General features: G+C 69.2%; 7 protein-coding genes. 1 reads left to right on the top strand and 6 read right to left on the bottom strand.

The window, feature by feature from the left end:
* Positions 1-54: 54 nt before the first annotated feature.
* The 6 genes from ABLE93_RS08760 to ABLE93_RS08735 form a co-directional block, all read right to left on the bottom strand.
* Positions 55-4,899 (bottom strand): beta strand repeat-containing protein, encoded by a 4,845-nt coding sequence (locus tag ABLE93_RS08760; RefSeq protein WP_348839320.1) that lies wholly within the window; start codon positions 4,897-4,899, stop codon positions 55-57.
* On the bottom strand, positions 4,896-5,327 hold the full coding sequence (locus tag ABLE93_RS08755) for a hypothetical protein (RefSeq protein ID WP_348839319.1): 432 nt from the start codon (positions 5,325-5,327) through the stop codon (positions 4,896-4,898). Before ABLE93_RS08755 ends, ABLE93_RS08760 begins: the two co-directional genes overlap by 4 nt.
* 183 nt (positions 5,328-5,510) lie before the next feature.
* Positions 5,511-6,857, bottom strand: a complete 1,347-nt coding sequence (locus ABLE93_RS08750; RefSeq protein ID WP_348839317.1) for a hypothetical protein — start codon at positions 6,855-6,857, stop codon at positions 5,511-5,513.
* A 240-nt stretch (positions 6,858-7,097) separates the two neighbouring features.
* Positions 7,098-8,249, bottom strand: coding sequence for a TIGR03032 family protein (locus tag ABLE93_RS08745; RefSeq protein ID WP_348839316.1), 1,152 nt, complete (start codon positions 8,247-8,249; stop codon positions 7,098-7,100).
* A gap of 196 nt (positions 8,250-8,445) precedes the next feature.
* Positions 8,446-9,921, bottom strand: coding sequence for a cryptochrome/photolyase family protein (locus tag ABLE93_RS08740; protein WP_348839315.1), 1,476 nt, complete (start codon positions 9,919-9,921; stop codon positions 8,446-8,448).
* Positions 9,922-10,009: 88 nt separating this feature from the next.
* Positions 10,010-11,356, bottom strand: coding sequence for an MFS transporter (locus tag ABLE93_RS08735; protein ID WP_348839314.1), 1,347 nt, complete (start codon positions 11,354-11,356; stop codon positions 10,010-10,012).
* 629 nt (positions 11,357-11,985) lie between these two features.
* Here ABLE93_RS08735 and ABLE93_RS08730 point away from each other — a divergent pair.
* The gene (locus ABLE93_RS08730) at positions 11,986-15,711 is read left to right on the top strand and encodes a vitamin B12-dependent ribonucleotide reductase (RefSeq protein ID WP_348839312.1); all 3,726 of its coding nucleotides are present in this window, start codon (positions 11,986-11,988) and stop codon (positions 15,709-15,711) included.
* Positions 15,712-15,845: the final 134 nt, after the last annotated feature.

Genomic DNA, 15,845 nt, shown 5'->3' with positions numbered 1-15,845 from the left:
GCGACGGGATCTGCCGCTGCGCCAAGCCAGAAGCTCCGCGCCAGACCCCGCCGCTCACACCGCCGAACAGGCCAAACCCCACCGCCAGAGCGAACTCACCGCTGGATAAAAGTTGGGGGCAACGTCACCGGCGCCCTCGAATTCGGGGCAGCTCAGCACCGAGCCCAGCGCCGAGCGCGACGAGCCGACCGAGGCGGCGGGGCCGGCGGCGAGCATGGCGGGGATGGCGGTGCCGAGCGCGCGCTGGTAGGCGCCGATGCCCGGAAGGTTGATGAGGTCTGCATAGACCGGGCTGAGGCCGTCCGAGCCGCCGGCATTCCAGGTTGCCTGCAGGTGCTGGGCGTAGGCCTTCTGGTTGGCGTTCAACTGCAGGCCTGCAGGCGCGAAGGTGACGTCCGGCGAGATGATGAGCGCCGTGGCGGTGGACGCGCTCGTGTCCCAGCTGACGGAGATGCCGCTGGCGGAGTTGTTCGTCACCTGCATCTGCTGGAGCACGCCGCTGATTTCCAGCGGGCTGTTGCAGTTGACCGGGTTGTTTCCGCACACCGTCATGACAGTGTATTGGCCGCTGGGGTCGAGGGAGCCCACCACGCTGACCTGGAGCTGGCCGGACGCCTTCGAGACCGCGGCGGCGTTGAACACGTCGCTGGTGGAGGTTCCGCCCACGTCGACGGCAAGGGTGCCACCCGCCTGGAACAGGGTTCCCGTCAGCGTCGCAGAGCCGAAGGTGCCCGAGCCCGCCACGTTGATCGTGCCCTGGTTGTTCAGGGTGCCTGCGGTGCCGAGATCGATGGTGCCGCTGACGTTGGTGACATAGGTCCCGCCGTTCTGGTTCAGGAAGGTGGCGGCCGGCCCGCTCGTGCCATTGGCGAGGAACACGTCGCCGATGATCGTGCCGCTGTTGGTGAGGGTGTTGCTGCCCCACAGCGAGGAGACGGCCAGGCCCGACGCCGCGCTGACCGTCGCGCCCGCGCCGACCGTGATCGTATTGGTGGCGAGGCCGTCGAGCACGATGGCGGCGCCGGTGCCACCGCCGCCGGTGATGGTGCTGTTGTCGCCGATGGTGACCGAGATGCTGCCGGAGGTGGCCGCCGCCTGTGTCGTGTCGATGAGGCCCGAGGTGGACTGGATGCCGCTCTGCGCGAAGATGGCGATGGCGTTGGCGCCGGTCGTCTCGATGGTTCCGGTGTAGTTGATCGAGACGTCGCCGGGATTCAGCGCGCCCTGGACGCCGGCGACGCGCGCGCCGGTGGTCGGGCCGGTGGGGATGATGATGCCGCCGGAATCGCCGACGAGGCCCCCGCCGCCGCTCAGGCTCTGGGCGACGATGCCGTGCGCGTTGGCCCCGGTCGTGGAGATGCTGGCGATGCCGTTCGAGGTGACGGTGACGTCCCCGCCGGCCATGTTCGCGTTGACCACCAGGGACACGTCGGACGGGGTGAGGAAGTTGGCGTAGCTCATGCCGGAGGCGGCATCGATGGCGCCCGTATAGCCGCCGCCGCCGCCGATGGACTGGGCGACCACCGCGGTCGCGCCATTACCCGTGGTGCTGATGCTGCTTCCCGCCTCGAAGGTGACCGAGACCGCGCCGCCGTTCTCCACCAGGTTGCCGCCGGAGGTGTTGCCGAGGCTGCCCTTGACCGTCAGCGTGTTGACGTCGAGGCCCGAGCCGTCGGTGGCGAAGCCGCCGCCGCCGCCGATGGACTGGGCGAGCACGCCGAACGCGTTGGCCCCGGTCGTCTGAACGGCCGAGGTGAGGGTGACGTTGACCGCACCGCCGCTGCCGCCCGCATTGTTGGTCGCGCTGCCGGCCTGCTGGGTGCCGCCGATGGTGAGGGTGAGAGTGCCGCTGGAGTTGGCCGAGGCCTGCGCGAAGTCGGACGCCAGCTGGTCGATCGTGTCCTGGCCCAGGATGTCGACCACCTGCTGGCCCAGCTCCTGCTGGTAGGCGAGCTGGCCGGCATTGGTGTAGTCGGCCTGGTTGGCGAAGAACAGGCCGCCGCCGCCGCCGATGGACTGGGCGACCACGGCGTGGGATTCGTTGCCGTGGGTGGTGATCTGGCCGGCCGTCACGTTTACCGTGCCGCCGCCGGAATTGGCGCCGGTGCTGGTCTCGCCGCCGAGCGTGACGGTGGGGCCGAGCAGGGTGGGGGAGAGGTCGGAGCCGAGCCCGCCGATGCCGCCGCCGCCGCCCACGGACTGGGCGAGAATGCCGAAGGCGCTGTCGCCGTTGGTGGTGATGGTGCCGGAATTGATGACGGTGACGGTCCCGCCGGAACCGGCCGCGCCGCCCGCGCCGCCCATGCTGAAGATGGCGTTGACCACCTGCGACCCGTAGGAGCTGGCCGCGCCGCCCACGCCGCCGCCGCCGCCCACCGATTGCGCCAGTATGCCGAAGGCGACATGGCCGCCGCTGCCGCCCGCGGCCCCGGTGGTGATGGTGCCGGCATTGCTCACCGAGACCTGCCCGCCGTTGCCGCCGCCGCCGCCCTTGCCGCCCAGCGACACCTGGAGGTTGGCCGTCGGCTCCCACTCCTCGGGCTTCTGGCCGACCTCCTCCTTCATGCTGTTGAGCAGCGCGGTGAGGGTCGCCTGGGACAATCCGTCCTCGCCCGCCTCCGCGGCGGTGTTGCTGAGGTCCGCCGAGGACGTGCCGGCATTGCCGCCGCCGCCGCCGATGGAGGCGGCCACGATGCCGTGGGCCCCGTCCGCGGAGGTCTGGATGGTGCCGGTGGTGCTGTTGGTGACGGTCACGGTCGTGCCGCTCCCGCCGGAGCCGCCGTTGCCGCCAAGGGTCAGCTGGTCGCTGTAGTCCGCGCTCGACACCGCCTTGCCGGCCGCGGCCACGCCGCCGCCGCCGCCGACGGACAGAGCGAAGATGCCCACGGCGTCGATGCCCGAGGTCTGTATCTTCGCGTCGTTGGAGGCGGTGAGGTTCCCGCCGTTTCCGCCGCTGCCGCCGCTGCCGCCGAGGGCGAGGTTGACCTGATAGGATTCGTTGAAGGCGATGGGCAGGGCCGAGACGACCTGATCGAGCGGAATGACGGTCTGGATCTGCGACGATCCGATGCCGCCGTTGCCGCCTCCGCCGCCGATGCTCACGGCGGAGATGCCGTGGGAGGCGAAGCCTGTCGTGGTGATGGTGGCCGCTGCGGTGTTGTTGTACGCCTTGATGGTGCCGCCGTCGCCGCCCGAGCCGCCGCCGCCGCCCACCGTCACGGCGATGATCACCGACTTGGAAATGCCGAGGGCGAGGTCCTGAGTCTGGGCATTGCCGCCCTCGCCGCCGCCGCCGCCGACATTGGTGATCTGGATGCCGGGGGACTGGTCGCCGGACGTGCTCAGCGCGCCGGTATTGTTGACATTGGCGGTGCCGCCGTTGCCCCCGCCGCCGCCCTTGCCGGCGATGTTGATGTCGAAGCTGACCTGCGTCTGGCTGGGTCCGAAGCCGGCCGTGTAGGTGCTTGAGTTCGACTGCCCCCCGGCGCCGCCGTTGCCGCCGACGGTCAGGGCGCGGATGGCGGCCGAGTCGCGGCCGCTGGTCGAGATGTTCCCGCCCAGCTGGTTGTTGATGGTCAGGTCGCCACCTTCGCCGCCTGTGCCGCCCTCGCCGCCGAGGGTGACGGACACGGAGGGAACGCTGAAGCCGCTGAGGGTGGTGGCGCGGACGCTTCCGCCCAGGCCGCCGCCGCCGCCCTCGCTGAAGGCGAAGATGCCGTTGCTGGAGTCCCCCGACGTGAGGATGGAGCCCGAGTTGGCGATGTAGGTGTAGCCGCCCTTGGCGCCGTTGGCGCCTTGTCCGCCGGTCGCGAAGATGAGGATAGCGCCGGTCGGGCTGGTGGAGCCGCCGGCACCGCCGCCGCCGCCGAAGGAGGTGGCGATGATGCCGTGGCTCTCGTCGCCGGAGGTGACGATCGTGCCGAAGTTCTGGACGCTGACCTCGCCGCTCGGCGCGCCCGCGCCCGCGGTGCCGAGCCCGCTCGTGCCAAGAACATTGCCGCCTGTGCCGCCGATGCTGGTGGCGTAGATTCCCGAGGAATAGGCGCCCTTGGTGGTGATCGCGCCGCGGCTCGTCACCGAGATGGCGAAATCGGTGGTGAGGCCCGTGCCACCGTTGCCGGCCGTGACCGAATTGCCCGAGCCGCTGTCGCCACCGTTGCCGCCGGCCGAGATCGCCCGGATGCCGGGGGAGTAGGTGCCCGCCGTGGTGATGTTGGCGTTGGTCCTGATGGTGATGACGCCGGCCGCCCCGCCGTTGCCGCCGTCCGCGAGGGGCGTGGTGCCTGCTGCCGCGAAGCCGCCGTATCCTCCCGCTCCGGCGATGCTCTGGGCGAGTATGCCGGCGGAATGGTCGCCCGCCGTGCTGATGATGATGGGCGCGGTGGCGCTGGTGGAATAGGCCGTGAATGTGATGTTGCCGGCATTGCCACCGGCGCCTGAATTGCTCTGGTGCTGGAAGGTCGTGTCCGGGGTGTAGCCATCACCGCCGTTGCCGCCATTGGCGATGAGCGCCACGGCAGGCGAATAGGCGGCCGTGCCGAGGCTGCTGATCACGATCGATGGCGCCGCCGTGGAGAGGGGCGCGATGGTGAGAGAGATGCCGCCGGCGTTGCCGCCGCTGCCCACCGTCTTGATGTCCCCGATGTCGTTGTAGATGTGGCCGTAGCCGCCGTTGCCGCCGCTGGTGTTGATGAGGATGGCGGGCGCCGCGTAGTTGCCGGCGAGCACCGTGTTCGGGCTCTTGCGCGTGGCGGAGGTAGTCACGCTGCCGCTGACGGTCGCCGTGACATAGGCTCCGTTGCCGCCGGCGTTCGGGCCGCAGATGGTGGTCAGGCAGGCCTGCCCGCCCGTGGCCTTCACATAGATGGCCGGACCTGAATTTGCCGCCGTGACCGTCACGTTGCCGGTGCTGACGAGGTAACGGTGCCGGCCGACCCGGCCGTCCGCAGCTGGCTGTAATAGCTCGAGGTGTTGACCGAGCCGCCCGAGCTGTTGATGAGGATGCCCATGGCACCGGCGCCGCTCGCGGTGATATCGCCCGAGGCGTGGACGACGACCGCGCCGCCATTGCCACCGTTGCCGCCGGCGTAGCGCACGTCGTCCTTGTCCTCCAGCGCGATGCCGCCATTGCCGCCCGCGGCGAGCACCGTGATGCCGTTGCTGTAGGCGCCCGACACGGAGATCCCCATGCCGACATAAAGCGTCGCCGCGCCGGCATTGCCGCCGCTGCCGGCGCCGCCCTCGTTCGGGCTGCCGCCGTCGCCGTCGCGGCCGCCGCTGGTGTTGATGCGGATGCCGTCGGAATAGTTTCCGGGCTTCTTCGCCACCGGGTTGTTGCCGGCCCCGTATGGCTGCTGGAGGAAGGATGCCCCGGATGTGGTGATGGTGTCGGTCGGGCTCGCGCCATAGGCCTTGACGATGACCGTATTGCCGTTGCCGCCGTCGAGGGCAGCCTTGTAGGAATACAGGCTGGCGTAGCTGCGGCCGGCCGCGCCGCCGGCCGCGGTGGCTTAGATGCCGGAGGAATAGGCCTGGGTCGTGGTGATCGCGCCCACATGATTGATGGTGATCGTGCCGGCATTGCCGCCGGTGCCCCCGGCGGACAGGTAGCCGTACGCGAAACCGGCCGGGCCGCCGACCCCGCCGTTGGCGTTGGCGTAGATGCCGGCCGAGTGTGCGCCGTTGGTCTGGATGGCGACGCCCGCGGAGGTGGTGATGGTGATGGCGCCGCCGTTTCCGCCCGCGCCGCCGTTTCCGCCTTCGTCGTGCGAGTGGTAGGAGCCCTGGCCGCCCACGCCGCCGGTGGTGACCACGGAGATGCCCGCCGATCCCGTGCCGGAAACCGTGATGGCGCCGATCTGCGTCAGCTCGACCGTTCCACCGTTTCCGCCGCTTCCGCCGGTCTGGTTCGCCGAGGCGCCCACATAGCCGACGCTTCCTCCCCAGCCGCCCATGCTGGTGATGGAGATGCCGGACGAATTATCGCCGCTGGTGGTGATCGCGCCTCGGTTGTACACGGTGGCGCCGTTCGACGAGCCGCCGTTGCCGGCCTGGCCGCCGGCGTTGTTCGACCGCGCGAACCCCGTGCCGTTGCTGCCGGCGCCGCCGGTGGTGTTCACATAGATGCCGGGGCTGGCATTCCCCGACACGGTGATGACGCCCTTGCTCCAGACGTTGGCGTTGCCGCCACTGCCGCCGCTGCCGCTGGGGCCGGACGAAATGCCGTTGGTATAGCCGCCGAAGCCTCCCGCGCCTCCGATCGCCACCGCCGAGATGCCGCTCCCGGAGCTTGTTGTGGTCAGCGCCCCGTTGTTCGTTATGGAGATACTTCCGGCATTGCCACCCGTGCCGCCCGGCTGGGAGCCGTTGGTGTCGTTGCCGCCGCCGCCCATGCCGCCGTTGCCGCCGCTCGCCACCGCCGAGATCGCGGCATAGGATTGGGCGGCGGGCGTGGTGATCGGCGCTGTGTTGACGATCGTGGCGTTGCCGCCGTTGCCGCCGCTGGTTGCCGAGGTGGTCCAGTCCGCTGCCGCGCCCCATCCGCCCTGGCCGCCGGCCGAGGAAGCCGCGACCGCTCCGGACGCCAGGGTGCCGGTATTGGTGAGCGAGACGGGCGAGCCGGGGCCGGCATCGGCATCGGCCTTGCTGCCGGCATCGTTCTGGCCGTTGGTGCCGTCGCCGGTGATGGAGATCAGGCCGCCCGGGGAGACGTTGCACGCCGCCGGGTTTCCGCCCAGCGTGCAGGTCGCCTGCGCATAGGTTGCTGTGGGCAGGAGCGCGGCGCCGCCGGCGAAGGAGCTGCTGAGGAAGGTCGCCTGAAGAAGGATCCCTTTCAGCGCATTCGTCTTCTTGCCCATGTGCCCCGCCCCTCGGAGGGTGCGGGCGGATGCACCTCAGCTTCTTGTTCTGGTCCACGCCGGAAAGCGTGCTGAAGGGGAGCCCGGGTCTCTCCCAGCGGTGCGCTTCCGGGAGGCGCGCACGGAGCAGGGAATAGGCATGCTGGATGCACCAGCCTTGCCGCTCCCGCCGAGCCCCCGCCCATGGCTCGGGTCAAGTTGGACCACTATTCAGCTACAGTGTCCAGAGGGGCCCGAAGCTTATCGAATGGCATTTTCGGCCGGCGTCGACGAATGGTTGCCCGGTGCGTTCAGCGGTGCATCGGGCGCCTCGATTGTCAAGAGGCTCGACAGGTCGGCGCCGCTCGCCGGGGCCGCCATCGGGCAGAGCGCGCCTGGCAGGATGGTGACGTCGAACAGCTCGCGAATCGCTCCATCGAGCCGGATCCATTCCACCACGTCGCCGGAGGACAGGTTGATGATCTGCACGCCGCACCACGGGCTGCCGCCGCGCCGCGCGATCTCCTCTTCGATCGGCAGGGCGGTGAACGACAGGTGGCGCGGCAGCGAGAGGGTCACGACCGCATGCCCGGCGTGGAAGGAGAGCCCGCGCAGGAAGCCGGGGCAGAACGCCACGTCCTCCTTCTCTCCGGTGGCCGGATCGATCCGCACCAGATAGCCGCGCGCGGAATCGAGCACCCACAGCCGGCCCCCATGCAGCCTCGGCGAATGGGGCATGGAGAAGCCGCGTGCGATCACCTCGTGATCGTCCACCCGTATCAGCAGGCCGCCGCCCACCCGGTGCTCGCGCCAGCCGTCGACCACGTCGGTGCCGGCCACCGCGGTCACGTAGCGCACGCGCCCGTCCTCCAGGGCGAGGCCGTTGAGATGGCACCGATCCTCGGCGGCGAGGCGGGAGATGAACTTCGGCTTCCACACCGGCTTGAAGGAATGGGTGCGGCTCACCGTGGCGAGGCAGCTGAACCTGGTGTTCACGAAGACGATGCGGCCGCTCGCCTCCACCGCGACCTCGTGGGCGTCCACGTCGCCGGTCACATGGGCCGTGCGCGGCACGTAGAGCCGGTCGAAATTCTGGTTCGCGCGCTCGTCGGGGCCGAGCACGTTGGCGAAGCGCCAGATCTGGTTGAGTGAGGCCAGATAGAGCTCGTCGCCGCGCTGGTGGAGGCCCATGGCGCGCACGAAGTTGCGCTGGCGGAACGAGAGGTTCTCATTGCCGAACTGGCCGACGAGGAACAGCTGGCCGGACTGGTAGGACGAGAAGGCGAGGCCCACCCGATGCTGGGCCAGCCAGCTCGCGAACGTGCGGGAACAGGTGATCTGCGTCTCGTCCGCGCCGAGCGCGGGCATGGCTGTCGCGGCCGCGCCGGCGATGTCCTGGTGGGCCTGATCCATCACGTCGTCTCGTCCCCCGGCCTTCGTCAGTTCCATGCTGCGGGGGTGGGAGTGAAGCCGCTTTTGGCGACGGAAGCCAGACCATTTCTGCGCCGCGCACAGAGGGTCGTCGGGGGCGAAATTCCCCCGGTCTTCACCAGTTCCCCGGTGTCCCTTCGCCGTGCTGAAGCGTGGTCTCGTTCATCGGACTTCGGCTTCAGAGGGATGCCGATTGCGCTCCGGCAGGCGCGGCGCGCCGCACGTGCTCGAAGGCCCGCAGCGCCCGGTCGCGGGCGGCGGCATGATCCACGAGGGGCCTGGGATAGGTGTGCCCGAGCCTGATCCCCGCCGCGGCGAGCGTATCCTGCGGCGCTGTCCAGGGCTGGTGGATCAGCTTCGCCGGCAGCCGCTTCAGCTCGGGCACGTAGGTGCGCACATAGGCGCCCTCAGGATCGAACTTCTCTCCCTGTGTCACCGGGTTGAAGATGCGGAAATAGGGGGCCGCGTCGAGGCCGGAGCCTGCCACCCACTGCCAGGAGGCGGGATTGTTGGCGGCATCGGCATCCACCAGCGTGTCCCAGAACCAGTCCTCGCCCGCCCGCCAGTCGATGAGCAGGTGCTTGGCGAGGAAGGACGCCACCACCATCCGCACCCGGTTGTGCATCCATCCCGTCTGCCACAGCTGGCGTATGCCTGCGTCCACCAGCGGATAGCCGGTGAGGCCGCGCCTCCAGGCCTTCAGCTCGCCGGGGCATTCGCGCCAGGGGAAGGCATCGAGGCTCGGCTGGATGTTGCGCCGGGCGATGTCCGGCTCCTCGGCGAGGAGGTGGTGGGAGAATTCCCGCCAGTACAGCTCGGCCTCGAGCTTGTCCGCGTCGGCGGCGGGCACCGCGCCGGCGTCCACGGCGTGGCGAACGGCGAACAGGATCTGGCGCGGGGAGATCTCGCCGAACCGCAGATGCGGGGACAGGCGCGAGACATGGTCGAGGTCCGGCCGGTCCCGCCCCGTGGCATAGCCTTTCAGTCCGTCGTCGATGAAGGCCGCGAGCCGCTCGCGCGCCGCGGCCTCGCCGACCTGCCAGGCGGCCCGCAGGCCGCCGGCCCAGTCCGGCTTTTCGGGCTCCAGCTCCCAGCTCTCCAGCATCTCGCCGGCCGGCGGGCGGGCGACGCCCTTGAGCCGCTTGGGGGCGGCAAGGGGCGGGGCGAGGTCGCGGCCGCGCAGGGCTGCGCGGTGGAAGGCGGAGAAGGTACGCGGCATCCGTCCCGATCCGCCGAGCACTGATCCCGGCGGATGTAGCAGGTGGGCGCAGAAGCGCAGGACACGGCGCTCCTCCGCCGCAAGGCGCGCGGTGATCGCCCGGTCGAGCTTGCCCTCGGCCTCGCCCGCCCGGTCGTTGAAGGCGACCGTCGCCGCCCCGAGCGCGGAGGCGACCTCGGGCACGACGCGGGTTGCCGGGCCGCGCCTGAGGATCAGCGGGATGCCATGGTGCGCCAGCTCCGACTGGAGCGCCCGCAGCGACTGGGCGAGCCACCAGCGGGCGGCGCCGCCCAGCGGCCGGATGTGGGGGCTGTCCTCGTCGAGGACATAGAGCGGGGCGATGGGCGCGCCGGTGCCGGCGAGGGCGTCGAGGGCCGGATTATCGGCCAGGCGCAGGTCGTCGCGGAACCACAGGAGGGATGGAGCGGCTATCATGACGCACCTTCCTACGCGGACGGGGCAGGGGAGGTTCACTCCCTTTGCGGTCCTTGCGCAAGAGGGACGGTTGCCGCCCCGTCGCGCCTCAGTGGTCCATGTTCACGTCCCGGGTCTCCTTGCCCAGCACGAGGGCCGTCAGCGTGAGCAGGGCCATGACGGTGAGGTAGATGCCCACCCAGAACGGGCTGCCGCCGCCGTAGCTCCACAATGCGACGGCGATGAAGGGCGCCACCGCCGCGCCGAGGATGGAGGAGACGTTGTAGGAGATGCCCGAGCCCGTGTAGCGCACGTTGGCCGGGAACAGCTCCGGCAGCAGCGCGCCCATGGGGCCGAAGGTGAGGCCCATCAGCGTGAAGCCGATGATGAGCCACGCCATGACGCCGGCCGGCCCGGCGGAAAGGATCGGCACCCACAGGAGCCCGAAGGCGGCAATGGCGGCGGTGATCCAGATGAGGGTGCGCCGGCGGCCCCAGCGGTCGGCCCAGGGGCCGGACACCAGGGTGAAGATGCCGAAGAACACCACACCACCGATCATCATCAGCACGAAGGTACGGTAGTCATAGCCGAGCCCCGGCACCGCCGCCGTGGTCGGCGCGCGGCCGTAGCTGAGCGAGAAGGTGGTCATCAGGTAGAACAGCACGTAGGTCGCGAGCATGTAGAAGGTGCCGAGGATCAGCTCGCGCCAGTAGGTCCTGAAGGCGGCCGCCAGCGGCAGCTTCTCGATGCGGCCGTGCTGGACCGCCTTGGCGAAGGCGGGGCTCTCCACCAGCGAGATGCGCACCCACAGGCCGACGATCACCATCACCGACGAGAACAGGAACGGCAGGCGCCAGCCCCAGGAGAGGAAGGCCTCCGAGGGGCGCGAGGGGTCGCTCGACGGCATCCAGGCGGCGATGGCCAGGAACAGGCCGTTGGCGATGATGAAGCCGATGGGCGCGCCAAGCTGCGGGAAGGTGCCGTAGACGGCGCGCTTGCCGGGAGGCGCATTCTCGGTGGCGACCAGCGCCGCTCCGCTCCACTCGCCGCCCAGCGCAAAGCCCTGGGCGAGGCGCAGGATCACCAGCAGCGCCGGCGCGAACCAGCCGGCCGTATGGAAAGTGGGCAGCAGGCCGATGAGGAAGGTGGCGATGCCCATGGTGAGCAGCGCGCCCACCAGCGTGAGCTTGCGGCCCTTCTTGTCGCCGAGGTGGCCAAAGAAGATGGCGCCGAGCGGCCGCGCCACCATGGCCGCGCCGAACACCGCGAAGGAGGCCAGCAGCGCCGTCGTGTCGTTGCCGGCCGGGAAGAAGAGGTGCGGAAACACCAGCACCGCCGCGGTGGCGTAGACGTAGAAGTCGTAGAACTCGATGGTGGTGCCGATCAGGCTGGCGAGGATGACCCGCGAGCGGGGATTGGCGATGGGCGCCGCATCGGCGGTGAACGTGGTGGACATTCTGGTACTTTCCGACTGCGCCCCGCCTGCGGCCGGGAGCTGGTGGGCGGCGGCCTGGCTGGTCCGGCAATTTTCTGTCGCGACGGGGCGGGGCATGTATGTCCGGCGCGCAGATGAGTGGCAGTCCTGATAGATTATTGCGCGCAGCCTGGCCAGCGCACGCGCCCAACGCTTGCGGGAACCGGGCTTGCAGGTAGCGCATGGCGGGGGAGCGCCGATCGTCGTCCACCGCGCCCTCCAATCTGTGGATGACGGTGATGACTTGCGTGTCCCCGCCCGTCCCGTCCCTGTCCCTCACGAGACGGTGAAAATCGAGCCGGCATAAGGCGCGTTAGGAATTTGATAACCTGCGGGCAGGCACCATATATAGTAGGAAGTGCGGCCATGAGGCCCCAAATGGTGTCAAAGAGGGGTTTGACCGGCAGGCCAGACTCGCTCTAGCGTTCAGGTCTCGGCGGCGGGCGTCCCACGGGTGCGTATCGGTGGACGCAGGCAGCCCCCCTGAACAGCAAATTTCCGACCCGCCAGGTGCGGCGCGCAGCGTCGTGCCCGTCGGATCGTCACGTCCGCCACATTCGTCTTGTAGACTGATCGGCCCCGGGACGGGCCGAGCCGAAGGAGCACCGGTCATGCGCGTCGAACGCCGCTACACGCAAGAGGGCCGTTCCCCTTACGCGGACATCCCCTTCCGCGAGACCGTGAGCGAGATCCGGAACCCCGACGGATCGGTTGTCTTCCGCCAGGAAGGCATCGAGGTGCCGGCGCAGTTCTCGCAGGTGGCCTCCGACATCCTCGCGCAGAAATATTTCCGCAAGGCCGGCGTGCCCGCGCGCCTGAAGAAGGTGGAGGAGAATTCCGTTCCCTCCTTCCTGTGGCGCCAGGTGGCGGACGAAGCGGCTCTGGCGGCCCTGCCGGAGAAGGAGCGCCTTGTCGGCGAGACCTCGGCCAAGCAGGTGTTCGACCGGCTCGCCGGCACCTGGACCTATTGGGGCTGGAAGGGCGGCTATTTCGACACCGAAGCCGACGCCCAGGCCTTCTTCGACGAGCATTGCTACATGCTGGCCATGCAGATGGCCGCGCCGAACTCGCCGCAGTGGTTCAACACCGGCCTGTTCTGGGCCTACGGCATCGACGGGCCGGGGCAGGGCCATTTCTATGTGGACTATCAGACCGGCGAGCTGACAGCATCCACCTCGGCCTATGAGCACCCCCAGCCGCACGCCTGCTTCATCCAGTCGGTCAGCGACGACCTGGTGAGCGACGGCGGCATCATGGATTTGTGGGTGCGTGAGGCGCGCCTGTTCAAGTACGGCTCCGGCACCGGCTCCAACTTCTCGGCGCTGCGCGGCGAGGGCGAGCGCCTGTCCGGCGGCGGCCGCTCCTCCGGCCTCATGAGCTTCCTGAAGATCGGCGACCGCGCGGCGGGCGCCATCAAGTCCGGCGGCACCACCCGTCGCGCCGCCAAGATGGTGGTGGTGGATGCCGACCACCCGGACATCGAGAACTATGTCGACTGGAAGGTGATCGAGGAGCAGAAGGTGGCGGCGCTCGTCACCGGCTCCAAGCTCAACGCCAAGCATCTCAAGGCCGTGCTCAAGGCCTGCGTGAATTGCGAGGGCAATGGCGACGATTGCTTCGACCCGGAGAAGAACCCGGCCCTGAAGCGCGAGATCAAGGCCGCCCGCAAGGCCGCCGTGGCCGATTCCGCCATCCGCCGGGTGATCCAGTATGCCCGCCAGGGCTACAAGGACATCGACGTTTCCATCTACGATACCGATTGGGACGGCGAGGCCTACATCACGGTGGCCGGCCAGAATTCCAACAATTCGGTCCGCGTCACCGACGACTTCCTGCGCGCCGTCGAGGCCGACGAGGACTGGAAGCTCATCCGCCGCACCGACGGCAAGGTGGCCAAGACGGTCAAGGCCCGCGAGCTGTGGGAGAAAATCGGCGCGGCGGCCTGGCATTGTGCCGACCCGGGCATCCAGTTCCACACCACGGTCAACGATTGGCACACCTGCCCGTCGGGCGGCGAGATCCGCGCCTCCAACCCGTGCTCGGAATACATGTTCCTGGACGACACGGCGTGCAACCTCGCCTCGCTGAACCTGCTGCAGTTCCGCGACGCGAACCGCCAGTTCGACGTGGAGAGCTACGAGCACGCCGTGCGGCTGTGGACCGTGGTGCTGGAAATCTCCGTGCTGATGGCGCAGTTCCCCTCGCGCCGCATCGCCGAGCTGTCCTACGAGTACCGCACGCTGGGGCTCGGCTACGCCAACATCGGCGGCCTGCTCATGTCGAGCGGCATTTCCTATGACTCGCCCCAGGGCCGCGCCATCTGCGGCGCGCTGTCGGCCATCATGACCGGCGTGTGCTACGCCACCTCCGCCGAGATGGCGAAGGAGCTCGGCACCTTCCCGGCCTATTCGGCCAATGCCCAGTCCATGCTGCGGGTGATCCGCAATCACCGCCGGGCCGCCCACGGCCTCGCCGACGGCTTCGAGGGCCTGTCCATCGCCCCGGTGCCGCTCGATCACATCTCCTGCCCCGACATGCGTCTCGTCGCCCACGCCACCGCGGCATGGGACAAGGCGCTGGCGCTCGGCGAGCAGCACGGCTTCCGCAACGCCCAGGTCTCGGTGATCGCCCCCACGGGCACCATCGGCCTCGTCATGGATTGCGACACCACCGGCATCGAACCCGACTTCGCGCTGGTGAAGTTCAAGAAGCTGGCCGGCGGCGGCTACTTCAAGATCATCAACCGGGCGGTGCCCGAGGCGCTGCGCGCGCTCGGCTATAAGGAGGCCGAGATCGCCGAGATGGAGGCCTATGCGGTGGGCCACGGCTCTCTCGCCCAGGCGCCGGCCATCAACCACTCGACGCTGCGCGCCAGGGGCTTCGACGATGCGGCCATCGCCAAGGCCGAGGCCGCGGTGAAGACCGCGTTCGACATCAAGTTCGCCTTCAACCGCTGGACCTTCGGCGAGGAATTCCTCGCCAACGCGCTGAAGGTGCCGGCCGCCCAGCTGGCCGACCCCAAGTTCGACCTGCTGAGCTTCCTCGGCTTCTCCCGCGCCGACATCGACGCCGCCAACGTGCACGTCTGCGGAGCCATGACGCTGGAGGGCGCGCCCTTCTTGAAGGCGCAGCACCTGTCGGTGTTCGACTGCGCCTCGCCGTGCGGCCGCATCGGCAAGCGCTACCTCTCGGTGGAGAGCCACATCCGCATGATGGCGGCGGCGCAGCCCTTCATCTCGGGCGCCATCTCCAAGACCATCAACATGCCGAACGAGGCGAGCGTCGAGGAGTGCAAGCAGGCCTATCTGCTTTCCTGGCGCCTCGCGCTGAAGGCCAATGCGCTCTATCGCGACGGCTCCAAGCTCTCCCAGCCGCTCAATGCCCAGCTGGTGGCGGACGAAGAGGACGAGGACGACGCGGTGGAGGCCCTCGTGGCCCAGCCGAACGCGGCCCGTGCCGCCTCCGTGACCGAGAAGATCGTCGAGCGGGTGGTGGAGCGCATCGTCGAGCACCGCGTGCGCGAGCGGGAGAAGATGCCCGACCGCCGCAAGGGCTATACCCAGAAGGCGGTGGTGGGCGGCCACAAGGTGTATCTGCGCACCGGCGAATATGATGACGGCCGCCTCGGCGAAATCTTCATCGACATGCACAAGGAGGGCGCGGCGCTCCGGTCGCTCCTCAACAACTTCGCCATCGCCATCTCCCTTGGCCTTCAATACGGCGTGCCGCTGGAGGAGTATGTGGACGCCTTCACCTTTACCCGCTTCGAGCCGGCGGGCCCGGTGCAGGGCAACGACACCATCAAATATGCCACCTCCATGCTGGACTACGTGTTCCGCGAGCTGGCGGTGAGCTATCTCGGCCGCAACGACCTCGGCCACGTGGACCTGTCCGAGACCGGCTTCGACGCTCTCGGCAAGGGCGTGGACGAGGGCAAGGCGCCGACCAATCCGTCGGCCCGCGTCGTCTCCAAGGGCCTGGTGCGCGGCAAGACGGTGAACCTCCTCTCCACGCCCGGCACCGCCGAGCCGCGGGCGGGCAGCGACAACGTCACCGTCCTGCGCGCCCCGACCTTCGGCGCGACGGCGCTGAAGCCGGAGACGGCGGAACTGGCCGAACCCACCCCCGAGGTGGAGGAGCTGGAGGCGGCGGTGGAGAGCCTGATGGAGAAGACACTCCCCTGGTCCCCCTCCGCCCGCAAGGCGGACGCCCGCGCCGAGGCCCGGGCCAAGGGTTATGAAGGCGAGGCCTGCCCCGAGTGCATGAACTTCACCATGGTGCGCAACGGCACCTGCCTGAAGTGCGACACCTGCGGCGGGACGACCGGCTGCAGCTGAGGATTTCAGCCCTCGTGATAAAAATGCCCGGGGCTACGGTCCCGGGCATTTTTCGTTTGGGATGCGCATTCTGGCCAATCGCGCCATCCTCTTGCCAATGCTATCAGGTGGGCCATCTTGATATCAGATCATCC

Origin of the sequence: Xanthobacter pollutisoli (assembly GCF_040044995.1) — a bacterium.
Taxonomy (GTDB): Bacteria; Pseudomonadota; Alphaproteobacteria; order Rhizobiales; family Xanthobacteraceae; genus Xanthobacter.
Note: the sequence above shows the minus strand (reverse complement) of the source record. Positions and strands in the feature narration are given on the sequence as shown.

Bases quoted from the DNA above. Each gene is read 5' to 3' on its own strand.
- ABLE93_RS08745 (WP_348839316.1), bottom strand. From the start codon at position 8,249: ATGGATCAGGCCCACCAGGACATCGCCGGCGCGGCCGCGACAGCCATG.
- ABLE93_RS08730 (WP_348839312.1), top strand. From the start codon at position 11,986: ATGCGCGTCGAACGCCGCTACACGCAAGAGGGCCGTTCCCCTTACGCG.
- ABLE93_RS08750 (WP_348839317.1), bottom strand. From the start codon at position 6,857: ATGGGCAAGAAGACGAATGCGCTGAAAGGGATCCTTCTTCAGGCGACC.
- ABLE93_RS08735 (WP_348839314.1), bottom strand. From the start codon at position 11,356: ATGTCCACCACGTTCACCGCCGATGCGGCGCCCATCGCCAATCCCCGC.
- ABLE93_RS08740 (WP_348839315.1), bottom strand. From the start codon at position 9,921: ATGATAGCCGCTCCATCCCTCCTGTGGTTCCGCGACGACCTGCGCCTG.